The sequence below is a fragment of the Dyella monticola genome (genome assembly GCF_003363155.1).
GTDB lineage: Bacteria > Pseudomonadota > Gammaproteobacteria > Xanthomonadales > Rhodanobacteraceae > Dyella_B > Dyella_B monticola.
Window position 1 is genome coordinate 46943 of the sequence record NZ_QRBE01000003.1, and the last position, 21934, is coordinate 68876.

Sequence of the window (21934 nt, forward strand, 5' to 3'; positions counted from 1 at the left end):
CGCTGTCTCCCTTCCTGAATCGCTTCAGCTGCTACCGGTACTGCTCTATGAGCTTATCCAGTCGCTGCAATACCGACTCTACCGGTAACTCCAATTCGTGCGCTTGACGGGCAACTTCGATTAGAGGCCTCTCCAATAGAGCTAACCGCTGAGCTTGCGATAGCGTCCTTTTATGGACCGCGGCGACTACCATCCCTTTCCCCCGCAGTCGTTCAAGCAGTCCTTCCGCTTCGGCCATGCCGTAAGCACGGGACACCGTCATTGGATTGATGGCATGAAACCCAGCCACATCACGTACCGATGGCAACAATTGCCCCGGTGTGATCTGCCCTGCCGCGATAAGTCTGCGTAATTGCTCGACTATTTGTCGATAAATAGGCTCGGCTGCGGTCGGTTGTATGGCGAATAGTGAAGCACTCATGTGTATGATGAAAACAATACACCAAGCTCCTTGTCAATAGTTAAAGGTTCTGGGGCGGACGTAACCATCATTTTCTGATCTTTAAGCGTCCCGATTGGTCCGCGCCATCTAGTCGGTCCGGATGCACAACCGGTGTACGCAGCCAAATGCGTCCGCATGCTTAGCAAGCCGGATCGCCGCGTGGCAGATGGCCGTCACGGTATAGCTCATCGGTCGAAGCCATGATGTACGTTCCGATGAACGCTCCTGCGATGCTGCTGACGAAGGCGTTAAAGATGTCGGCAACGTAAGCCCTCATGTCCGCACAGGCACCCTTGCATCGCTCTCTCGCCGAAGGCGTCTATATCTTGCCGCTACGCTTGTTTCCAATGTGCCGCCATTCCGGCGAAGGTCGGAATCCATGGCGCACACGACGCATGGATTCGGGCCTCGCGGAATGACGAAACGGGTTGATCAATGACTCGCTTCATCCGGCGAAGGCTGCAGATGCGTGAGCTGGGATTTATAGGCCTGCACAAAGGATTCGTGTACCACATTGAAGATAGCTTGCGGCTCACCAAACTGGCTATCGCCAATACGCCCGCTGATCGGCACCTTTGTCACCAGTTGATCGTTGGTAGGCCCTTTCAATAGCGAGACCACGCCTTGCGCGGCCGCTTCGTAAAGCAGCTTGATCGGTCCTTTCTTTTCTTGCTCCACATCTTTCTTCCAACTGAATAACTTCAGATCCTTGAAGACCGGCTCAGCATAGCCATCCAGCTGACCGTTTTGCGCATTGAGCTCCATGGTGAAATCACCGGTGCCGGCTGCGAAATCAAGACCCGTGTAAGCGCGGGCAAGCGCATTGACACGCACCAGCTGAATACCGGTGGCGTGAATGTGATAGTGGAAATTGCCAAAGCGATTGGTGGGGTCGAAGGTGGCCTGCGTCTCCAGCGGCGCATCGCCAAGAATGCTTGCCGTTGCGTGCAAGGTAGCCATGCGCGCCCCGCGTTGGCTTTCTTCGGGTGCGAGGTTGGTAACGGTGCTGTTGACGTTGCTCATGGTCAAGTCAACACGCGGGTCGGAGATGAAATTACGGAAGGTCACGGTGGCATTGTGCACGCGGATGTTGTTCACCTCGGCAGGAATCAAAATGTTGAGCTCGTTGCTCCAATTGACGCCCTTGCCCATCTGCCGTTCGCTTTCGGTTTTGCCATCGATGAAGTTGACCGTAGCGTTGTAGAAATCCACATCGCTGCGAAGATGGCCACGCAACAGCCTGCCATAGCTCACGGCGATATCGGTGCGAGGTGCCATGAGGAACGGTTCGTTCGATGGCGCGCCGATCTTGTCGATGCGTAGGTTTTCAATCGTGTAGCTGCCGCGCCAGATGTGCAGATGCACCTCGGCCATGGCGCCGTGGTATGGACCCATGCGTTCGATGCGCCGATCGAGATAGTGGTGTATCCAGTGGGGCAGCAGCATACGCACCACGGCAAGCACAAGCACCAAAGCAAGCAAGGGCCACAGCAGTTTGTGCGAGTACGTGATTTTCACAATGGTGCGCAGGTGCTCGAATAAGGCCCAAGGACTTTAGCGCAAGCGCGCGGCACCCGCGTCAATAGGCCTTTTACGCAAAGCCGACGTTTGTATCCGAACGGTTACCGCGGCGCAGCGGGCTGGATCAGTGCCATATCCTCGCCGCATCATCTGGCGCTGCGTCGCGAACGGTGCCATCGAGCGCTTCGCCGAAACATTTGCTTTTCCGGTTACGGCGCCCGAGTCGCTTGTATTTGTTACGCGCCCATCGCAGCAGTACAAGGTCCAGCTGATCGGCTAACCTGTGTACTCGACTACGTGTCGTCTTGGGTTGCCGCCCAGGCGATCTGCGATACTTCACATCATGTCGGGCGTGTCGCGGTCATCACAGCGGATGGACACGCCCGGCTACCGCACCTTCGCATAATGCGCAAGGTGTTATCTGCCAGGGACAAGTGGTTCTGCGCATTGGTAAATGCCTACTTCGTGGATGCGGAGGGGTTCGCGCGGGCGTTATTGGGTCGGTGACCGCACCGTGGCATTAAATATGCGTGGCTTGACCCGCCCCGGATGACGTGACGCATTTGGTTTGTCCGCGCGCCGCCCGGACAGGATGGACACGTGTCCGCGGACGGTCGGTCTCGTTTTCACAGGCCTGAAAAAGTGGCGTTTTTACGCTGTTTGCGCGGTTTCAGGGCGGTTGGCATCGGCTTTGCTACATCTCCCTTGAAAGCCGCAGTCATTCAGCTTACGGAGAGCCGCCATGAAATTCGAAACGCTGATGCTCAATAGCCTGTTTGCCGCCTGCGTTGCCATTTGCGTATCCATGCTCGCCGCGATGATGGCCTGATTTTTTTTGGTAGTACCGGCGATGCGTTCGCAATCACCCAGTGCATTGACGCGCACCACCTACGCCAGCAGTGGGGCAAGCTGCATCCACTATCGGCGCGGGTGAATGGCTTCATTCCCCGGCCAAGCCATGCGCTGTGGCTAAGGTAAAAAGGTGGGGAAAAGCATCGTGCGTTGGCACAGCGTCATCGCGTCGGCCCGGCGAATCGTCGGCGGAAGATCAAATCACGCTGTCGCGCAAGTAAGAAAGATCCGAAGATGCACCTCTTTTTGGCGATTCGGCTTGAGAGATTGATGCCGTCGATCACCGCGTTGGCCATTCCTGGTCACGGACTAATTCCTTTTAAGAATTCCCTGATAGCAAATGAGATGGCGATGTAAATAATTATGCGGCTGCCCACGAAAGACGCATCGACATTGTTCTAGCAGCACTCTAGCGTGGGACATGTTCCCAAGTCTTCAGTGCTGCTAGTTCGCTTTTCTGTTGACGTGGCGCAGCGTTGCAGTTGTACACGCATCAATCAATTTGACACCTTCACGGAAAAAGACATGAAAAGCATCAAGCTCGTATGCGCCATTGCGGCGATCACTGGTTTCGTAGCGGCAGGTTCGGCTTTTGCACAGACCAGTGGTGGTCAGATCACCTTCACGGGTGTGGTATCGGATTCCAGTTGCGTCATTTCGGGCGGTCCGGGCACGGGTGGTGGCGGCGGCAATTTCTCGGTTGCTCTGGATCCGGTTTCCAACACCGTTTTGGCGGCCCCGGGGGCAGTGGCAAACCCCAAGACATTCGTCTTCCGCATCAGCGATGGTAGCGGTACCGGTGAATGCGCGGATGGCACGATTGCCACGGTATCGTTCAATCCCGTCGGCAACGACCCGATCGATCCGACCACCGGCAATCTGACCAACACGCTGGCCGGCGAATCCAATGTGCAGGTTCAGCTGCTGAACGACGCAGGCACCGCGATCAACCTGTTCAACCCGAATAATTCCGTGGTCAGCAACCCGGTTACCGGCGGTATCGCCAGCATCCAGATGCAGGCTCAGTACTACGCCAAGACGGCCACCACCACCCCGGGTCAGTTCAATAGCACCCTGCGTTACACCGTCGTTTACAACTAAGTAGACATCTAGACGTACATCGGTGATTTGAAAGTCACCGATGTACTCTTCATCACTATTCAGGTTCATTGCAATGCGTTACGTTCTTCGTTACGCCATGGTAGGCGTGCTCTTCGTCGCCGGCGGGTTTGCGGCGCGCGCTCATGCCGATGTGGTTATCAGCGGTACGCGCGTTATCTATCCTTCTCAGGAGAAGGAGGTGACCGTCAAACTTAATAACCAGGGTTCTTCCCCTATGCTTGTTCAAGTATGGATGGATGACGGTGACGACAAAGTCACACCGGAAAAGGCCAAAACGCCTTTTACGCTGATGCCGCCCATGTTTCGCATGGAGCCGGGCAAGGGTCAGGCCGTACGCGTGGTCTACACGGGCGAGAGCTTGCCGGCCGACAAGGAAACCTTGTTCTGGTTCAACATGCTCGAAGTACCGCCCAAGCCGAAGGATACCGAAGGGCGCAATCTGCTCCAGTTCGCCTTTCGCACGCGCATCAAATTTATTTTTCGCCCAGCGAACCTCGCTGGCATTCCGGGTGACGCGTACAAACAATTGTCGTGGAAGCTCGTGAATGACAAGAACGGCAAGGGCCTTGCATTGCAGGCCACCAACGCGTCTTCGTATTACGTGAATTTCGCTCACGTCGGCCTGAAAATTAATAGCCAGCGCGAAGTCGATCAGGGTGGCATGGTGGCGCCCGGCGCTACGGCAGTTTTTCCGCTCTCAAAAGTACGTGATCGCCCCAGCGGCGACGTGAAGGCTACGTTCGATGTCATCAATGACTACGGCGCTGTTGCCGAACACGACGTAGCGTTGGGTTCGTAGCCGGCCGCTTCTTGCTGGCCCGTATCAGTTAATTCGCTCTGCGGTTAATAGACCATGCATCGCGCGCAGCCCGTCAGCTGCGCGTGTGAGCGCTCGCGCGACACATTTTTTGGAGAAGTTTTCATGCGTTTGCCAAGGGCAATATCAGGGGCAAAGCGTGTGACGTGGAGACGTCGTGCCTTGCTGCCATCTCTTATCGTCGGTGCGCTTGCGCCTGCTGCGGCACATGGTGCCGCGGCGGCAGCCGGCCCTGGAGGTGCGGACCCTGCTACCGGCTTCGATCCAGCCGTATTGTTTGATCCGACGCTCTTCCCCGGTGGTGGGGAAACACAAGTCGATTTGTCGCGCTTTGAGAAGCCTGGTTATGTGGCGCCGGGTACCTATCGCGGGGACATTACCGTCAACCAGGTCTGGCGCGCGCGCGAGGATTTCGAGTTTGTCGCGGGAGCTGGTGATAATTCGCAGCTTTGTTATGACGCCGCCTCACTTTCCCGCTATGGCATCGATCTGGCAAAGCTCAGTGCCGACCCGGCCCATGCGCCGCGTAAAGTCATGCCGCATGGAAAGTTCTGCGGCGACATTAGTGACTACGTGCCGGGCGCCACAGCGAGTTTCGACGGAGGCGAACAGTCGCTGTCGCTGTCCGTGCCGCAGATTTATATGTCGCGCGACGCGCGCGGTTACGTCGATCCTTCCCAATGGGATGCGGGCATCAATGCGGACGTCTTAGGTTATGACGTCAACCTTTATCGCAGCGGGCCCAATGCGCGGCAATATGCCAACGGTTATATCGGGCTCAACAATTCGTTGAGCTTGGAGTCATGGCATTTCAATCACACCGGCTCGCTTGGTTGGACGCAAGGACGGGCGGCGCGGTACCAAAACACGGCCACCTACCTGCAACACGATATTCCTGCATGGCAGGCCCAGTTCGTAGCCGGCGAGACCTTTACGCCGGGCGACTTGTTCGACAGCGTTCGCATACGCGGCGTGCGCATGTATGCGGACGACCGCATGCTTCCGCAGTCGATGCGCGGCTACGCGCCTGTGGTGCGTGGCGTTGCCGAAACCAACGCGCACGTCGTGATCCGCCAAAATGGCTACATTATCTATGACACCACCGTCGCGCCCGGGCCGTTCGTCATCGATGACTTGTTCCCCACCGGCTACGGTGGCGATCTGGATATCGAAATTACCGAGGCGGATGGGCGTGTACGCCATCTCACCCAGGTTTATTCGGCAGTGCCGCAGTTGCTTCGTCCAGGGCAGCAACTATGGAGTGTTACCGCAGGGCGTGTCGAGCAGACCGGCATGCGCAATCTGCCCATTATCGGCCAGGCCACCTACCAGCGCGGTCTCAATAACTGGGTAACGAGCTACGGTGGTGCGACTGCGGGCGCGGGTTATCAATCTGTCTTGGTCGGCAATGCGTTCAATACACCCATCGGCGCACTTTCCGCTGATGTGACTTATGCCGGTAATCGCGCGCCGGGAGTGGCGGCGACTAGTGGCTATGGTCTGCGCCTGGGTTACAACGAGAATTTCACCAGCACCGGCACCAATCTCGGTATTGCGGCGTACCGATATGCCACGCCGGGCTTCGTGGGTCTCAGTGACGCCATGGTATTGCGCGATGCCGCGGCGCGCGGTCAGGCCAACCTCGTGCTACGCCAGCACACGCGCATGGATATCACTGTCGCCCAGTCGCTGGGTGACAACTGGGGGCAGTTATATCTCAATGCCTCATGGCGCAATTATTGGAACGGCGGCGGTCGCCAGGTGGATTTCAATGCGGGCTACTCCAATCATTGGAAGTCGCTGACCTACAGCATTTCCGCCACGCGAACGCGTGACAACCTGTCCCCGCGTCTGCCAGGCCAAGCTGCGCTCGGCCAAATGCTGCCGGTGCAAGACGGAGGTTATTTCACTTCCGATACTGCCAACACGGTGCGCGATACGCGTTTGATGCTTACGTTCACGCTACCGCTGGGGCGCACGGATAGCGCGCCATTGCTTTCCACCGTAATTAACCGTTCGCGGCTCGGCGGCAATAGCAACCAGACGTCAATCAGCGGATCGCTTAGAGCCGATAAACGCTTCACTTACAACGCCTCGATCGGTCGCAGCGGTGGCGCTATGCAGGGTTCCCTCAGCGGCGCGTACATGGGTACGCGCGGCAATATCAATGGATCCTACAGCCAGGGTGCAAGTTACCGGCAAATGGGTTTCGGGGGCAGTGGCGCGTTAGTGGCTCACGCCGGTGGTGTCACGTTTTCGCAGCCGACCGGCAGCACGATTGGCCTGATCGATGCGCCAGGTGCCACGGGGGCGCAAAGCAGCAACGCCGCCGTAGACGGGCGCGGCTATGCAGTGGTCGCCAACCTCATGCCGTATCAGCTCAATACCATCGAGCTCGATCCCAAGGGCGCGGCGGCCAACGTAGAACTGCAAAGCTCCACCCAGAGCGTTGCGCCACGCGCTGGCAGCGTTGTGCGTTTGCAATACAAGGTGGATAGCAGTCAGCTATTGCTGATTGATGCCACCAAGCCCGATGGCGGCCCGTTACCGTTTGGCGCGGATGTATTGAATGAAAAAGGCGACACGGTCGGTGTCGTGGGTCAGGCCAGTCGATTGGTCGTTCGCGGTGTGGAAGCTTCCACGATCCTCACCGTACGTTGGGGCGCAAACGCAAATGAGAGTTGCCATCTGTCGGTTGATATTCCATCAAAAGCGAAGGGCGCGCGGAGCGGTACTCAAATGCTGCAATCGACGTGTGGCGCAACAGCGTCGATCGGTTCCATGGTCACGCAGCCGTTAACGGATGTATCGGCGCACGACGCGCGTCCATGAATCATCCATCTTGGCAGTTGCAGTGCGGCCAACGATTCATTTGAAAGTACATAACTAACGCACCGAGTGCAGAACGCATGAGTACGATGTCGATCATTACGGTCCATTTAAGGTTCATATAAACCAACCATGTTTGCTCAACCGTCCATGAAACATATCGAACGAACATTCACCGTGTCACCCACTCCTATTGGATTTGCCAAATCGTGAATACACAGACTACTAATCTCCGCATCAAACCCCTGGTTGCCTTGGTCGTCTTGTTGGCTGCGGGTGGATTCGCACACATCGCGCCGGCGCAGGGTACCGGATCGGCCACTGTCAATGTCACGGGCAACATCACCGGTGATTGCTCCATCACTGCCGGAAGCACGGTAGCACTCAACATTGGCTCGATACCCGCGGCCAATCTGCCATCGGTAGGTTCCACCTCCACGGCCAGCCCCGCGCAGAACATCACCATCACCTGCACAGCCAACCCCGGCATCACCATGACTTTGAACGGTACGCAGTTAGCCGGTCAGCCCAACACCGTATTGCAGTTGAGCAGTAGCGGCGCAGGTGCGGCGGGCGGCGTGGGCGTGCAGATTCTCAACAACGGCACCGGCACCCCTACCACGGCACTCCAAATTGGTGCGAGAAACACTATTCCCACGGCCGCTACCGTGACCATACCCGTCGCGGCGCGTTATTACCGTGCCGGCGCGGTGACCGCAGGTACGGCCAATGCGACCGCGACGCTGAATTTTACGTTCAATTGATTCAGCGAAAGCCACGTCAACAGCTAATTTGAAGCGATTTTCCGTGTATACACAAAACGTCACACATCAGGCCAAGCATTTTCTTCTTGTTGCGCTGTCGCTGGCGGGATCGGGTATGGCAGGCACCGCACTTGCACAAAGCGCGGCGGTAACGGCCACGGGCGACATCAGCAGTTCGTGTTCTTTCACTTCCAGCGGCGTTGTCACACTCAATATCGGTCAGGTGCCCATCGGTGTCTTTACACGCCCGGGCGCCATCTCCAACGCCAGCGCGCCGGACTTCATCGTTCTTACGTGCACGGCCAATCCTGGCATCACGATGACCATGACGGGAACGCCGGCAGGCAACGGTGCACCGGATTCGGTGCTCGCGTTGGCCCCAGGAAGCGGGGCGGCAACGGGGGTGGGCGTACAGGTACTCAACGATGGCACCGGTAACCCCACGACACCGCTGATTTTGAACGCCGTAAACACCGTTAATCCCGGTTCGTGTAATACGGGATGTTCGGTGCGAATTCCGGTGGTGGCGCGCTACTACGCCATCTCGAGCGCTGTGACGACGGGTGCGGGCAACGCCACGGCAACGTTGAACTTCACCTTCAACTGATGCTGCGTCTGCTGCGCAGAAGGCTGCCCGCGGGGTGCGCTTTCGCAGGTGTGGGACAAAGACTTGCAGTTGAGCGAAGTGTCGCCAAGAGCGTCACTGTCCAGGCACAAGAAAAAAGCCATGCCTGCGTCATGGTTCAGCGGCGAATAAGTACGTCGGCAATACGGCAGCTTGCCAACGGCTGCAATCATAAAGGTTCTCTATGCGAGCTATAGCACTTACAACGAAAGGCGCATGCTTGATCGCGCTGGCCCTGACGGCTTTGACCGGCATTGGCGAAGTATCCGCCCAAAGCAACGCGGTCAGCATCAACGGAAGCATTATCGCCAACACCTGCACGCTGAATACGCCCAATCTGACGGTTGACCTGGGGCAGGTAAGTGTTGGCGCAATCATGGCGGTTGGTGTGGGCTCACCCATTCCAGCATCCACGCCAGTCACTATCCAATTGACCTGCCAGGCGGGCGCCAATGTCGCGATGACCATGCAGGATGCCGCCACGCCCGGCTCTACCTTGCCCTACATCGCGCTCACCCCGGCAACGGGTGTAGCAGGGGGCGTAGGTATTCAGCTTGCGCGCGCCAGCGACAACAGCGCGGTGCCTTTGGGCCCGAATGCTCAATGGACCGTCGCCACGAACGTGACTGCAGGTGTTTTAAGCATCCCGTTGCAGGCGCATTACTACCGTACCGCCTCAGGTGTGGGCAGTGGCGCTGCCAATGCAGGGGCGTTGTTCACGCTGGAGTATCCATAGCGCGAGCTTCGCTCGGCTGTTCGCCGCACGGGCCTGGAGTAGTTTGACGGGTCCATGGAACATGGCCTTGGACTGGATCGATCGGGCTACTGCTTGAGTCCGTCGCCCACTTGCGCCGGTAACCCGCGCTTAGTCCCGCAGGTGTAACGGCATGAGCTGGATCCATTGATCATCAGATGATGGACTGCATCATCCCGGTACATAGTGTCGCCGTGCCATGTACAAGCGATGCATGCGGGTTGAAATTATTATCGCCACAGTGTCGCGATTCGATTTGTTCCGAACGTCTTCACGCGACAAAACGACGAATATTCAATTATTTGTCGCGGAATGATCGGGTGAGAATTTCTATAAAATGTTCTTGGTTGGATCGATTTGGCGCGAATAATCACCGTTGATGCACGCTTCGCAAGCGTGCAATAAAGCGCCATCGATACGAATTCGCAATCATTGTCGACCTGTACGCCTGTAGCTATGGTCTGACCACTGCGAAATATTTCGAGCGCGGCCGGAATCTTTTCTCCGCGTATGTCCCGCGCCAATCGCGATCGCCAGATTATCGCCGTTACATCGTCGATGACGGTTAGCCCATACAAGCGTCGACCACCGAAGAGCGACGCGAACATGAAATCCACGCGAAAAAGCTGAGCTGGCGCTGCGAGCAAAGGCCGCTCCAGCTGCATTACCGCCGCGGGTGCTTCATGCACCGATTAAAACCCGCCGAACGGACCGACGATGGATACGCTCGCGGTTCGCCGGGCGGCCTTTACGTCGACGCAAAACATGGATGCGTCGCGTGCCGCATAGTAAGTGCATTAGGCCATCCCACTCATGCGTACGATCCTCATCGCTTTCCGCAATGGATGGCTGCATGGGAGTACCACCTCCCGTCAGGGATAACCGTATGAGGGTGCAGGCGAAACACGCACCGACACTGTAGGTCTTCTGTAAGTGTCGACCAAGGCCTTGTGTTAGATCGGCCTGAGGGCTCCTTTTCCAATACCTCCTGCAACAACGATTTGCCAAGGATCGGAGGGTTTTAAGACAACGCTATATATATATAACGCCATGGACGTGGACATATAGGCAACTATAAGTCCAGACGTCCATGGAGAATGGACGCTACAAGAAAAATAATTAATAGGAAGTGGCGTGTGAGTAGTGAGTTTCTCTCAGTTGAAAACGATAAGGCGTGGTTTTCGTTTAAATCAGGTAAGTCATCGTCGGCTCTATTGGAAGGCCTTGATAAAAAGCTGACTGAACCGCGACCTAAATCCATTCGCCTCGACGGGATGTCGACGTGTGTGCGCCTGGAAGGGGTTTATTGGGCCATTTTGAAAACCATGGCTTCATATAACGAAATGACAACCAATGTATTGCTGACTGCGATGGATCGTGAGGTGCAGTTACGTCTTGGAGGCGCCAAGAACTTCAGCTCGCTCATTCGTGTCATGAGCACGACGCAGCTTCTCAGGATGTGTCCAGACGAAGTGGTGACGAAGGTCATGCAGAACATCGAATGAGTGAATCGGGCTAACAGGCGCGCGTGGCACGATGCGCCATGGACCCCCGTGGAGCGATGGGACGTTTCCCGCGTTAGCGCGCGACCATGGGTGCCCGTATCTTGTTTGCGTAGCGGGCCTTCTTGCGATGGAGAGTGGGTGATGTACGCATTGATCTGGCGCATGCATGGCATGCTGTTCATAGCGCAGGCACGTAGTGCGATGTGATCAGTTTTTTTGCACGAATGCGTAATAGGTTTTCACGGCGATCGCGCAAGCGATCACGCTGGATGTTGCGTGTCTAAGGTAAGCGTCTTATCAACTTGGCGGCAAGATGGGCGAGATAAGTGCCTGGGTTGCCCGTGCCCTAACAGGGTGTTTTCAGGTGCTATGAAACAAGGCATTTTAACAACGATGGATTAATGGTCAATCTCGTACCAATTTTCCGCGAGAATGGCGCTTGCCCGGCGCTCGATCTTCGCATAGGCGTCTAACCTTTCTTCCATGGCGGACAATTTTTCTTTCGCCTTAGATAATTCAAGGGCGATTGACTGGCATTGCTCTCGTTTTGCATCCGCCTGCGCGTGCGTGCGATGCAGTTCGACATCCATGGCGCGAAGCATGTTTCGATAGATATGGATGCTTCCAGGACGGCCGGAGATGATCTCCATACAGGCTGTACGGACCGCCTGCATCTCCTGCTCGATATGGCTTACTTTGTCCGAAAGCAGCTCGATCTGCTGCTGGGTATCCTGAAGACAGGAAGTCAGCTTCTGCACCTGTGCATCGATCCGCCGACAGCGAATGGTCGCAATCGTACTGAGTTCGCTCCTTGCGATGGCTAAAATCTGCGCGCGCTGCATCCTGCGTTCCTTCGATGGGGTGCAAAGTCAGGTTCCGGCGGACGTCAGGAGACCTGTGTAAGCATATTTAATGATGTTATGGTCTTTTGCCAATCGCGATGCTCGTGCGAGGGCTGGCGCAGTAAATCGCCGATCGCGTCCTTTTTCAGCACAGCCTGGTCCAGCTCTCTGTCGGAACCTTGGCGATATTCACCGAGCCTGATCAGCATTTCCGATTTTCTATAATCGGCCATCCATTTTCTGACCCGGTTGGCCATGGCAACGTGCTCGGGTCTGCAGACGTTATGCATGACGCGGCTCTTGCTTGCCAGAACGTCAATCGCCGGATAGTGACCGGCTGCCGCCAGTTCGCTGGATAAAACCAAGTGGCCATCGAGTAGCGAGCGGGCTTCTTCGCAGATCGGATCGCCGCCGTCCTCATCCTCGGCCAGCACGGTATAGAACGCCGTGATCACGCCGCGAGTGAGTCGCCCGGAACGCTCGAGCAGCCTGGGCAGCGCCGCAAATACGCTGGGCGGAAATCCTCTACGCGCCGGGGGTTCGCCAGCGGCCAGCCCGACTTCCCTTAGCGCTCGCGCGAATCGCGTCAGGGAGTCGAATAAAAGCAGAACGTGTTTTCCCTCTTCGCGCAAATCTTCAGCGATGGCCGACGCAGTTTGCGCGGCCTTGATGCGCTCCGCGGCAGGTCGGTCCGACGTGGACGCGACGACGATTGCACGGTTGAGCGCATGTTCGCCGAGTGCGTGCTGAATGAACTCCTGGACTTCTCGTCCACGTTCGCCGATAAGCGCCACCACGACGGCATCGACCTTCGAAAACCGGGCAAGCATCGATAGCAGCGAGGTCTTGCCGACGCCGGCCGGCGCAAAGATGCCTACTCGCTGTCCCACTCCGCACGCAAGCAGCGCGTCGATGGCGCTGATGCCTGTTTCGAGATGGCTGTCGATCACGGGTCGATCCATGGGCGATGGGATCTGCTCTTCGACGGAATACTCGCTCGGAGCCGTTATGGGCCGGCCGTCCAGCGGACGACAGAAACCATCCACCACACGGCCCAACAGTGCGTGGGCCTTCGGAATGAGCAGGCCGCCGCCCGTGGCTTCGACCATGCTTGCCGACGACAAACCGGTCATGGGGCCCAATGGCATCACAATCGTTTGACCGCCTTCCATGCCAACGACCTCGCCGAACAAGCCAGGATCGGAGGACGATGAATAGATGCGGCAAAGATCGCCCACGCGCAGTTGCACGCCGACGACACGAATCAAGGTTCCTACTGCCGATACGACCTTGCCACCTTGCCGCACCGGCGCAACCGATTGCTCCTGTGTACCTTTCCATCCTGCATGAACTGGTTCAATCATTGTCTCGCTCCACCACCGCAACGCGCTCCACGACAATGCTCTCGGACGGAATTTCTTCGAGCGCCAGCACGTGCCGCCTGATGCCGAGCCCTTTGAGCAAGCCCGCGATATGCCGACGCAGGGAGGCCGAGGTCAACACGGCGGCCGAGGCGGGCGCTTCATCCGACACCCTTTGCAGCGATGCCTGGAGCCGCTGCGAATCCTGGAAGCTCAGGGCGAGGCAGGGTTCGCCATCGTTGTCGATGCGCAACGCCTGGCTCAGCAACGTTCCCCATGCTTCATCGATAACAATCACTTTTAACGTCGACTCGCCTTCCGTGTACGTAGGGATTGTCAGCGGAACCACCGCCATTCTTGCTACTTCCAGGAGCCGATGACGAGAGCGATCGCCCGCAGGCATGCGTACGAGTGCCTCGCAGATGCCGCGCAAATTGCGTATCGACACGGACTCTTCCAGCAACTCCGCGAGCAGCCGGCCGAAAATCGTCGGTGTGACCGTTGTAAGCAGCGCGGCGACAAGATCGGGAAACGACGAGCGCAGCCTGTTGATAAGAAACTGGGCCTCCTGCGTGCCGACGAATTCGTGGGCGTGGTGATGGCAAATGGCATATATCTGCGCGGCCAATGCCTCGTCGGGACTGGCCACATTGGCACCGCGATCGCGCAGGAGCGCCATGGTGGCGCTATCGACCCAATAGGCCGCCTTGCTGCCCGGGAAGGATGTACTTCGTTCCGGATTGCAGTCGGCCAAGACATCGAAGGGTCCGTGCACCACAAATTCGCGAGCGTAAAGCTCTCCAGATATCACGATCGTATCGTTGACTTCGATGACATAGCTGTTGTCCCCCATCTGTGGTTCGCCGACCATGGAAAGTCCGGGAAACGGAAGGCCGAGGTTTTGCATCAAGTAGCGGCGAACATTGCCAAGTTCGCTATTGAAGTCGGCAGGCGCAAGCGCGTTGTAGGCTTGCCTTCCCACTCTTACCCGCAACGGCACGGTTGTACCGAATTCAACCGTATCCAGCAGGCAAGGCACATAGTTGGAACCGTCTCGTGCCATGTTGGGCATGGGCGCTTGGCGAGAAAGCGCGACGGTTTGCTCGTGCCTGCGTTTGGCCGTGCCGATGCCGAGCAAGGCCAGCCCGATAAGCGCGAACTGCACATGGGGAAAGCCAGGGATCACGGCGAGGATGAAGGTGATGGTCGAAGCCATCAGCACAGGGCGCGGCTGATTGGCGACCTGATCGTAAATGCGGCGTCCGAGATTGGAGAACTCACTGGACGATCCGCCGGAGTCGCCGCGCGTAATCACCAGTCCTGCCGCGATTGCCACCATAAGGGAAGGTATCTGTGACACCAGGCCGTCGCCAACGGTCAATATCACATACGTGTTGACCGCATTCGAAAACGTCAGGTGGTGTTGCGCGACACCTACCGCGATGCCGCCGACGATATTGATCAGGGCCACGATGATGCCGATCATGGCATCGCCCTTTACGAATTTCATCGCACCATCCAGCGCGCCATGGAGCTGGATTTCCTGCTGCAAGACTTCCCTTCGAGCGCGTGCCTCATCGGGCGTGATGACATTGGAGCGAAGATCTGCATCGATGCTCATCTGTTTGCCGGGAATGGCATCGAGCGTGAAGCGCGCGGCCACCTCCGCCACACGATCGCCGCCCTTGGCCACCACCACGATCTGCACGACACACAGAAGCAGGAAAATGACCAACCCGACCACGACGTTGCCGCCCACCACAAGCTGGCCGAAAGCCGCCACCATTTCGCCCGCATGGGCATGCAACAGAATGCCTTTGGTGGTGGCCACCTCCAATCCAAGTCTGAACAACGTGGTCAACAGAAGCAGGGAAGGGAAGATGGCAAGGTCAAGCGTCGACTTGATGTAGATGGCGACCGCGATCAACAGAAGCGAAAACGAAAAATTGGTAGCGATGGCCATGTCCAGCAAGAAGCCGGGTGTGGGCAGTACAAGCAGGCTTATGATGGTAAGAAACACCAGGCCCATCGCGATGTCGATATACCGCTCGACAAAAGGCGTGATATCCCACCTTTTCAGATCGCCAAATTGCGTGAGGTTCATCAAATAATCCTTTAGGAACTCAATTCGCGGTGAAGCCGTCGTCGCGCGCTTTTTACTTCAGGGCTGCCTTCCTGTTCCTTGTATTCGCGCTTTATTTCATCATCGCTCATCCTATTTCGCCGTATCCAAAGCTTGTGCTGTATAAGAAGGTCGCATGCGCCGATGCCGACACACCCAAGTACCGCAAAGCCCGAGGCCTTCCATCCGTCAATCAGGGCGGCTGAAAAGGCTGCGCGCCAGGAAACGTGATTGATCGACATGCTGCTCAATGCAGCGAGCAAATCCTGGCCGACACGAAAGCAGGCGGCGCCAATCATCAGCCCTTTGACGATTGAAATGCCTGTATTGATTAATTTCTGAGGGCTGAATAACTGCTTTATTCCCGAGGCGGGATTAATGCGTTTGAGGTCAAAAACGGTGCGTTTGCGCGCGGTGCGGCCTTTTGACTGAATGAAGCCGAGCGATAGCGCAAGCAGCAGGGCCACGCTGCAAGGCACGGCCAGACTCATGCCGACGAATTCCAATAGGGACGACCGGCTTGCCAGTTGATCGTCCATGACTCTCAAGGAGACGACGTCATCAATGAAAGGCGCGACCCAGCGCAGGAGCACGGTCGAGGCGAGCGGTATCAGCATCCACCACGCCAGCATCGTCATGCTCAGGCTAAAGGATTGGCTTTTCGGTATATCGCCGCGTTCCGCCGCTTCCTTCAATCGTTGTGGCGTGGGTTGTTTGGTTTTATTGCTCATTGCACCCGTGTAAGTTCGTGCATCAGGCGATGGAGGTAGCCCATCTGGCCTGCGATGGACAGGAGAAGCATCAGCGTCAGAAGCAAGGCCTTGAGCGCGAGCGATGCGCTTTGCGGATTGAACTCCGGGGTGTATCGCGATAACAGAACAATGCTGATGTCCGCAAACATGAGCATTGCCATAATCGGGGCTGCCATTTGGATCGACAGATTGACAAGCAGGTCAACGCCCTGGCCAAGCAGCATCGCTACGAATGGCTTGATGGATGCGGCTGGTACAAGCTCCGAAACAGGCCATGCCTGATACGTTGCGAGTATCACTTTCGCAAAATAGTAGCCATTACCGGCCGACATAAGAATCAATATAAGGAGCATGCTGTAGAGCGATTCGACGGGGCCGACCGAGCGGCCAAGGCTCGGGTTGAATAACTGGCCAACGGTGTAACCGCTGACCTGATCGATCAGCGCACCCGCGGCCCCAACCACCATGAACATACGGCTGATCATCCATCCCAGCGCGATGCCGACGGCGCCCTCTTTCAGCGCCAGCGCGTAGAAGAGAACCGACGTCACCTCGGGTACGTTGCCTGCCTGGTGTACGCACAATCCCACAGCGACGGCCATCGGCAGCACGAATGCACGGCCGGCCGAGGACCCGCCGCCGATGGGTAGCACCGCGAGCATGCACAGTGTCCGGATCATCGCCAGCAAAAGCGTCCCCGCCCAGCTGATCGTATCGATCATATCGAGCCTGCTTTCATACCCGGCACGAGCAGATAGATCGCGCCAAAAAGCTGGTCGAGCGTCTGCAATAGCCATCTGGACATCATGAGCAGAATCAAGCACACGACGGCCAGCTTAAGGACGTAGGCAATGGCCTGGTCCTGCACCTGCAAAGCCGATTGCAGAAGTCCGACAAAGACACCCACCACGAGTGCGGCGAGCAGTGCCGGCGCGGTGGCAAACAAAATGACCCGGAACGCCTGGTGGATAACCTCAAGCTCGGACATCACGGCGGATAGGATGCGATCAGGCTATGCATCAGCCTGGATAAGCCCGTGGTCGTCACGAATACCAGCAATTTAAGCGGCACAGAGACCGTCGATGGCGGGAACATACTCATGCCCATGGCCATGAGGAGATTGGCGACGATCAAGTCGATCACCGCGAATCCAATCGAAAGAAACATGCCGATTTTGAACGCCTGGGCGATTTCGGAGATCGTGAAGGCCGCCACGAGTACGGGTCCTTCTTCATCGCTGTGCTCTGCGGACGCATCGGCCGGATCGTCGTTTCCGCTGAAGTGCATGTCTTTGACCAGCTTCTGCAGAGAGTCGAACTCCATGCCATCGACATGTTTGCGCATGAACGCTTCCAGCGGCGCGCGCGTGGCGTCCATGACGTCCGCCATCATGGGCTTCGAATGCCCTTCGATAATCGAAATGATGTCAAGCCGCGACGCTATTTGCTGCCATACCGGCGCCATGATCATCAGCGTGGCGGCCATCGCCAGGCCGCTGATGGCCATGCCCGACGGCGCCTGCTGTACACCAAGCGCATTGCGAAGCAGAACAAGCACTATGGATATTTTGGTAAACGACGTTGTCATGACCACGATCAGTGGCAGCAGTCCGAGCACGGCTGCAATGATCAGGACGGCCGGAATATCCGGCACCTGCATGTCGGCACCGCTCACGGCTGCTCTCCACGGCACTCGGTGATAAGCACGGCCCAATAATGGTCGACCTCGACGAGTTCCCCGCGCGCGACGATCCGGCCGTTACAACACAGCGTTACGGATTTGCCTGAAGCGACATGGGAAAGCGTATACACCGAGCCCTGCCTGAGTCGTTGGATTTCGCCCAGCGTCAATAGCTTTTTATCCAGGATGACGTCGACGGGCACCGCCATGTCCTCCCATGCGCCTTTCACGCCAGGCTCCGAATCCACCAGCGCAAGCTGCCAGTCGTTCGCATCATTTTGTTCAGTCCGTTCCATTGGTTTGTTCCCGTTGATTCGGCGCATCGGTATCCGAGTGCCTTGAGTCAAATCGCCCACGTGCAGTACACATTCAAGCTTTGCCATGCGAACCATCGCGCCGGGTGCCAGCGAGCGAATGTCGCGTAATGAAAAGACACCTGCCGGCGCCATGACATAGGTCATGGTGGCGAGCCAATCGAGCCGTTTGGATGGTTCTTCGATAGTCAAAAAATCGTTCCATGCGATGCGTCGCAACGCCGTGCCGGCGACACCGACATGCCCACGTCGTTCTTTCCATGCGACACGAAAGCCGATGCTATCTGCGGGAAGCGAGGCGATAGTCTTTGCGGACTTCAGCGAAAATGTTGTGCCGATACGTTCCTCCAGCAAGCCGATCCATGGCGACAGCATCCAGTCGAGCCACTCTTTCAGCGCCGCCCCGGTGGGGGCGGCGCGCGTCAGGACATCCAATGAATATTCGGGCCACGCCGATCCGAGTTCCAAACCCAGATGCAAGGAACCGTAGCTTCCGATGAATTCGCTCACCAAGGCATAAGCAGGTAACGGCTCCTCCAGCGTGAGCAGTGGAAGCGAATCGTTTTCCCATTCGGGTACGTTGACGGCAATCTTTGCCCCTGCAAAGGCATTGCGAAGTTCGATGGTGTGTGGGCCCATGCGCCTCATTGATGGTTGGGCACTCATGATGGTGTATGACTTTCTTCAAGCTTCCATTGCACATCCAGTTCGCGCATAAGGCTCGTGCAGATCGCACGGACCTGACGATCGAACCCAACCTCAAGCACGCCTGTGTCTGTTTCGAGGCGAACTTCTCCCCTCTGGAGACGCGAATCGGAAACGGTCTCGCAGCCGGTTTTGCCAAATTTCGCATCCAGCGCAGCGATGGCCTGATCGACGATGGGAAACTGGGAGGGGTGAATATGGATGCGCACGAGCGGATTTTGGCGAGCGGCCAATAGACCCTGGTTGATGCGGGCGATCAGCAATACATCAGGGTCCATTCCATTAAGTGCTTCACGAATGGCTTTCTCTGCCGCCAACTTCAGATGCTTGTGGGCACCTCGCCACAGCTTCATGTGCGCAGCGAACGCGCCGGCAGCGTCACTGATGGCTTGTTTGTAGCCTTCCTCGTAACCCTTGCGGCGCGCTGCGAACCGACCTTTCGATAAGGCTGCGGCCAAGCGGCGGCGGGTTTGCCGGGATTCTTCTTCCAGACGTTCGTGCAAGCGCTTGACGTCGTCCAGGGCATCGATGTCCTCCTTGGACGAAATGGCGCTGCCATGGACCGTCCATGAACCTATGCGGGCAATGATCACTTGCTATCTCCCATGGCGAGATCGAGGCTGGACAAAACCATGTTGCCGATCGGGGAACAAAAACGTGTGGCGAGGCGACGTGCCGCGCATAAAGCCGGGCGAAGAACCGGGTCCTCGCTGGAAAAACGGCGCAGCAGGCGGCGACCTGCCTCCATGTGTGCCGCCCGTGTGTAGCGGTACATCACCGCCAGGCCGAATGCTTTGAGTGCGTAGCGATCTACATCATGGGCGAGCGTGGCCGGTGGATCGATGTCATATCGAAGCGCTTCGGTGAGCCTTCTTGCACCGATTTGATTGATAAGCTGCTCTTTGAGCGCACCGGTCACCAGGCGTTTGCGCAGGTGCTTGCCATGCAACATCACGCCCGCGTAAAGCAGTCCGACGCCCAGTAGCTCTTCATCGGTCGTTACCAAGGACCAGGACGCCACCTGCGATGGCATTGCGGGTGGTTCAAAGGCGTGAACAAGCCTGGCATTGGCGAAACGAAACCGACGAATATTTTTTCCAAGGTCTTCCATACCCTGCGGAAGACGAGAGGGTGAGTAAGCGTACGCAGGCAGCAATGCAGCGCGCACCAACGAACAATGAGCCGGAAGCATGGTGTGTATCTCAGTCATCGTCCTGGACGGCCGACTTGGGCTTACGCCTACCCAGACCACTTAGGCCCCCGACGGCATAACTTGAGCGTGAACCATTCCCTGCTTTTTGCTCACCGCCGCGGTGATGTCGAATCCAATCGTTGAACTTCTGCCAGAGTGCGGAAAAAGAAACCATGCTCGATCGGCCCATGGCCTTGAGCATGACAATCAACAAAAGGAATGCGACGGCCCAAGGAAGTCCCGTCAACATGGCGACCCGCGTCCATTCTGATGCTCTGTAGCGCAGCCCAAGATGCGTCTTGACCTCTTGAATGGCGTTGTCCCGCGCGATCGGGTAAACCGGCACCATCAGCAAGTCCACGTTGTCAGGCGAACCTTCGGCCAGGCTGTCGGCGATCAGGCGCTTGATCTGCGGTGTCAGCAAATCCATCCGCTGATCGCTGCGGTAGCGAATCATGGCGGACGCGGAAGGCGGCTCGGGATCCGTTCGTCGCGGATCTTTTTCGGGAAGGGCGACATGCACGCGCGCCGTGAGCACGCCGTCGATTTTCTCAAGCGTGCTGGTCAGTTCCTGGGCCAGCGCGTACTCATAACGGATACGCTCCTCCGTCTCGCTTGGCAGCAAACTTCCGCCAGGAAAGATATCCCCTAGTGTGGGATGACTTTGCCGCGGGCGGTCATAGGCCTGCATGATCTGCCCGGCCTCCGTCTCGGCGCTACCTTCCACATCGACGCTCCAGCTTCCATCCTTGGCGTGTGCCTTGCTCGCCTTGATGCCCTGCTGTTGAAGCAGAATGACGACGTCGTCGGCCTGCCTCTCATCGAGCCCGTCGCGGAAAGAGGCATTGCATCCGGCAAGCAGGCACGCGATACCGATAAGAACTGCCTTGCGCATGATCAACCGTTGATCTGTTCGAGGCGACTTACCGATTTCATCAAGTTGCCCATTAGCGTGGAAACGACGTCCACGGACAACTTGTTTTGCAGAACAGCGGTCTCAAGCCGGAGCGAAGAGGAGGTCTGGCTATTGATGCCAAGCAGCGAGCCCATGACGTCAAGCTGATGTTGCAGCCATTGCTTGTCCAGGTTTTGTAAGGCTGACCCCGAGCCCGCATTACCTGCGTCTGCGTCGTTTTGGTTTGCGTCGTCCTGCAGCGAAATATCGCCAAGACCCAGATTGGAAATTGCTGAAGCGACAGATTGAATGCCCATAATTGTGTAAACCTCATTATTGACGATGATTGATTTGACGGCGAAAGGCCGACAGCTCCCGCACGCCGAGCAGGGATTGAGCCAGTGCTTTAACGCCGCCGTTGTCAGTGGTGAAGCTTGTTTCGCTCAGGCGATGGAAAATGGCGGCGGCATCGGCAAAGCGGCCGCAATGAAAGTCGCATATGCCTTGCCATAGGCAGACATCGCGGTCCTGATTGCCAAGCGCTCTGGCCTGCTCGAAGGCATGAGAGCCTCGTGCATAGCGACCCGCTTTGACGCATGCCAGCCCGATGCCGATATACGGGAAAGCGTGCAGCGGATACGCGTGGCAAAGATGCTCGAACATGCGTTCCGATTGCGCGATCAACCCCGCGTGGCGACCGACATGGCCAATGCGTATCAATGCGTCGAGTGTTTTTTCGGGAATCATTTCGTTGGGTGCGGCACGATGGAGACGGCGTGCGTGGCAATCGCCGCTATTGTTTGTCGGGAATGCTTGTTCCAAGCTCAGGCGGATCTGAAT

Annotated in this window: 24 protein-coding genes; 7 read left to right on the plus strand and 17 right to left on the minus strand. The window is 57.2% G+C overall.

What is annotated here, in order from left to right; all coding sequences use genetic code 11:
* Positions 1 to 31 precede the first annotated feature (31 nt).
* From DWU98_RS06395 to DWU98_RS21640, 3 genes are all read right to left on the minus strand, one after another.
* Complete coding sequence (locus DWU98_RS06395) at positions 32 to 421, minus strand: GntR family transcriptional regulator (protein WP_115494681.1); 390 nt, start codon at positions 419 to 421, stop codon at positions 32 to 34.
* 453 nt (positions 422 to 874) lie between these two features.
* On the minus strand, positions 875 to 1960 hold the full coding sequence (locus tag DWU98_RS06400) for a DUF748 domain-containing protein (RefSeq protein ID WP_115494682.1): 1086 nt from the start codon (positions 1958 to 1960) through the stop codon (positions 875 to 877).
* Between the two features lie 654 nt (positions 1961 to 2614).
* Positions 2615 to 2848: a hypothetical protein gene (locus tag DWU98_RS21640; protein ID WP_147293232.1), complete on the minus strand. Its 234-nt coding sequence runs from the start codon at positions 2846 to 2848 to the stop codon at positions 2615 to 2617.
* 492 nt (positions 2849 to 3340) lie between these two features.
* On the opposite strand from DWU98_RS21640, the gene DWU98_RS06405 reads away from it, so the two are divergent.
* The 6 genes from DWU98_RS06405 to DWU98_RS06430 all read left to right on the plus strand — a co-directional run bounded on the left by DWU98_RS06405 (position 3341) and on the right by DWU98_RS06430 (position 9708).
* Positions 3341 to 3916: a fimbrial protein gene (locus DWU98_RS06405; protein ID WP_147293233.1), complete on the plus strand. Its 576-nt coding sequence runs from the start codon at positions 3341 to 3343 to the stop codon at positions 3914 to 3916.
* A 73-nt stretch (positions 3917 to 3989) separates the two neighbouring features.
* A complete protein-coding gene (locus tag DWU98_RS06410; protein ID WP_115494684.1) occupies positions 3990 to 4736 on the plus strand; it encodes a fimbrial biogenesis chaperone in 747 nt (248 codons plus the stop codon).
* A 180-nt stretch (positions 4737 to 4916) separates the two neighbouring features.
* Positions 4917 to 7586, plus strand: coding sequence for a fimbria/pilus outer membrane usher protein (locus DWU98_RS06415; protein ID WP_158544990.1), 2670 nt, complete (start codon positions 4917 to 4919; stop codon positions 7584 to 7586).
* Between the two features lie 206 nt (positions 7587 to 7792).
* Positions 7793 to 8347, plus strand: a complete 555-nt coding sequence (locus tag DWU98_RS06420; RefSeq protein WP_158544991.1) for a fimbrial protein — start codon at positions 7793 to 7795, stop codon at positions 8345 to 8347.
* Between the two features lie 43 nt (positions 8348 to 8390).
* On the plus strand, positions 8391 to 8954 hold the full coding sequence (locus tag DWU98_RS06425; protein ID WP_115494687.1) for a fimbrial protein: 564 nt from the start codon (positions 8391 to 8393) through the stop codon (positions 8952 to 8954).
* A gap of 238 nt (positions 8955 to 9192) precedes the next feature.
* Positions 9193 to 9708 carry a fimbrial protein gene (locus DWU98_RS06430; protein WP_115494688.1) on the plus strand — a complete coding sequence of 172 codons (516 nt, stop codon included), beginning with the start codon at positions 9193 to 9195 and terminating at the stop codon, positions 9706 to 9708.
* Positions 9709 to 9956: 248 nt separating this feature from the next.
* Here DWU98_RS06430 and DWU98_RS06435 read toward each other — a convergent pair whose 3' ends face one another.
* The gene (locus DWU98_RS06435; RefSeq protein WP_147293234.1) at positions 9957 to 10415 is read right to left on the minus strand and encodes a hypothetical protein; all 459 of its coding nucleotides are present in this window, start codon (positions 10413 to 10415) and stop codon (positions 9957 to 9959) included.
* Between the two features lie 447 nt (positions 10416 to 10862).
* Between DWU98_RS06435 and DWU98_RS06440 the strand changes: the two genes are divergently transcribed.
* The gene (locus DWU98_RS06440) at positions 10863 to 11231 is read left to right on the plus strand and encodes a ribbon-helix-helix domain-containing protein (protein ID WP_230474731.1); all 369 of its coding nucleotides are present in this window, start codon (positions 10863 to 10865) and stop codon (positions 11229 to 11231) included.
* A 398-nt stretch (positions 11232 to 11629) separates the two neighbouring features.
* Here DWU98_RS06440 and DWU98_RS06445 read toward each other — a convergent pair whose 3' ends face one another.
* The 13 genes from DWU98_RS06445 to DWU98_RS06505 form a co-directional block, all read right to left on the minus strand.
* Complete coding sequence (locus DWU98_RS06445; protein WP_115494691.1) at positions 11630 to 12073, minus strand: hypothetical protein; 444 nt, start codon at positions 12071 to 12073, stop codon at positions 11630 to 11632.
* Between the two features lie 44 nt (positions 12074 to 12117).
* Positions 12118 to 13437 (minus strand): FliI/YscN family ATPase, encoded by a 1320-nt coding sequence (locus DWU98_RS06450; protein WP_115494692.1) that lies wholly within the window; start codon positions 13435 to 13437, stop codon positions 12118 to 12120.
* Entirely contained in the window at positions 13430 to 15538 is a 2109-nt protein-coding gene (locus DWU98_RS06455; protein ID WP_115494693.1) for a flagellar biosynthesis protein FlhA, read from the minus strand. The genes DWU98_RS06450 and DWU98_RS06455 overlap by 8 nt, the downstream gene beginning before the upstream one ends.
* Positions 15539 to 15549: 11 nt before the next feature.
* The gene (locus DWU98_RS06460) at positions 15550 to 16287 is read right to left on the minus strand and encodes an EscU/YscU/HrcU family type III secretion system export apparatus switch protein (protein WP_115494694.1); all 738 of its coding nucleotides are present in this window, start codon (positions 16285 to 16287) and stop codon (positions 15550 to 15552) included.
* Positions 16284 to 17105: an EscT/YscT/HrcT family type III secretion system export apparatus protein gene (locus DWU98_RS06465; protein ID WP_115494695.1), complete on the minus strand. Its 822-nt coding sequence runs from the start codon at positions 17103 to 17105 to the stop codon at positions 16284 to 16286. Before DWU98_RS06465 ends, DWU98_RS06460 begins: the two co-directional genes overlap by 4 nt.
* Complete coding sequence (locus tag DWU98_RS06470) at positions 17027 to 17296, minus strand: flagellar biosynthetic protein FliQ (protein WP_115494696.1); 270 nt, start codon at positions 17294 to 17296, stop codon at positions 17027 to 17029. The genes DWU98_RS06465 and DWU98_RS06470 overlap by 79 nt, the downstream gene beginning before the upstream one ends.
* Positions 17296 to 18021: an EscR/YscR/HrcR family type III secretion system export apparatus protein gene (locus DWU98_RS06475; protein WP_230474732.1), complete on the minus strand. Its 726-nt coding sequence runs from the start codon at positions 18019 to 18021 to the stop codon at positions 17296 to 17298. Before DWU98_RS06475 ends, DWU98_RS06470 begins: the two co-directional genes overlap by 1 nt.
* Positions 17979 to 18812: a FliM/FliN family flagellar motor switch protein gene (locus tag DWU98_RS06480; RefSeq protein WP_158544992.1), complete on the minus strand. Its 834-nt coding sequence runs from the start codon at positions 18810 to 18812 to the stop codon at positions 17979 to 17981. The genes DWU98_RS06475 and DWU98_RS06480 overlap by 43 nt, the downstream gene beginning before the upstream one ends.
* A gap of 152 nt (positions 18813 to 18964) precedes the next feature.
* Positions 18965 to 19600, minus strand: coding sequence for a FliH/SctL family protein (locus DWU98_RS06485; RefSeq protein ID WP_115494698.1), 636 nt, complete (start codon positions 19598 to 19600; stop codon positions 18965 to 18967).
* Positions 19597 to 20013 carry a hypothetical protein gene (locus DWU98_RS06490; protein ID WP_147293236.1) on the minus strand — a complete coding sequence of 139 codons (417 nt, stop codon included), beginning with the start codon at positions 20011 to 20013 and terminating at the stop codon, positions 19597 to 19599. The genes DWU98_RS06485 and DWU98_RS06490 overlap by 4 nt, the downstream gene beginning before the upstream one ends.
* A 196-nt stretch (positions 20014 to 20209) precedes the next feature.
* Positions 20210 to 21094 (minus strand): type III secretion system inner membrane ring lipoprotein SctJ, encoded by an 885-nt coding sequence (sctJ, locus tag DWU98_RS06495; RefSeq protein WP_115494700.1) that lies wholly within the window; start codon positions 21092 to 21094, stop codon positions 20210 to 20212.
* Positions 21095 to 21096: 2 nt separating this feature from the next.
* Positions 21097 to 21411: a hypothetical protein gene (locus DWU98_RS06500; protein ID WP_115494701.1), complete on the minus strand. Its 315-nt coding sequence runs from the start codon at positions 21409 to 21411 to the stop codon at positions 21097 to 21099.
* A gap of 16 nt (positions 21412 to 21427) precedes the next feature.
* Complete coding sequence (locus DWU98_RS06505; RefSeq protein WP_147293237.1) at positions 21428 to 21916, minus strand: tetratricopeptide repeat protein; 489 nt, start codon at positions 21914 to 21916, stop codon at positions 21428 to 21430.
* Positions 21917 to 21934: the final 18 nt, after the last annotated feature.

What these genes read in the sequence shown, in the direction of transcription:
- DWU98_RS06395 (WP_115494681.1), bottom strand. Translation starts at nt 421, where the DNA reads ATGAGTGCTTCACTATTCGCCATACAACCGACCGCAGCCGAGCCTATT.
- DWU98_RS06405 (WP_147293233.1), top strand. Translation starts at nt 3,341, where the DNA reads ATGAAAAGCATCAAGCTCGTATGCGCCATTGCGGCGATCACTGGTTTC.
- DWU98_RS06410 (WP_115494684.1), top strand. Translation starts at nt 3,990, where the DNA reads ATGCGTTACGTTCTTCGTTACGCCATGGTAGGCGTGCTCTTCGTCGCC.
- DWU98_RS06445 (WP_115494691.1), bottom strand. Translation starts at nt 12,073, where the DNA reads ATGCAGCGCGCGCAGATTTTAGCCATCGCAAGGAGCGAACTCAGTACG.
- DWU98_RS06450 (WP_115494692.1), bottom strand. Translation starts at nt 13,437, where the DNA reads ATGATTGAACCAGTTCATGCAGGATGGAAAGGTACACAGGAGCAATCG.
- DWU98_RS06455 (WP_115494693.1), bottom strand. Translation starts at nt 15,538, where the DNA reads ATGAACCTCACGCAATTTGGCGATCTGAAAAGGTGGGATATCACGCCT.
- DWU98_RS06460 (WP_115494694.1), bottom strand. Translation starts at nt 16,287, where the DNA reads ATGAGCAATAAAACCAAACAACCCACGCCACAACGATTGAAGGAAGCG.
- DWU98_RS06465 (WP_115494695.1), bottom strand. Translation starts at nt 17,105, where the DNA reads ATGGCTATTGCAGACGCTCGACCAGCTTTTTGGCGCGATCTATCTGCT.
- DWU98_RS06470 (WP_115494696.1), bottom strand. Translation starts at nt 17,296, where the DNA reads ATGTCCGAGCTTGAGGTTATCCACCAGGCGTTCCGGGTCATTTTGTTT.
- sctJ (WP_115494700.1), bottom strand. Translation starts at nt 21,094, where the DNA reads ATGCGCAAGGCAGTTCTTATCGGTATCGCGTGCCTGCTTGCCGGATGC.
- DWU98_RS06500 (WP_115494701.1), bottom strand. Translation starts at nt 21,411, where the DNA reads ATGGGCATTCAATCTGTCGCTTCAGCAATTTCCAATCTGGGTCTTGGC.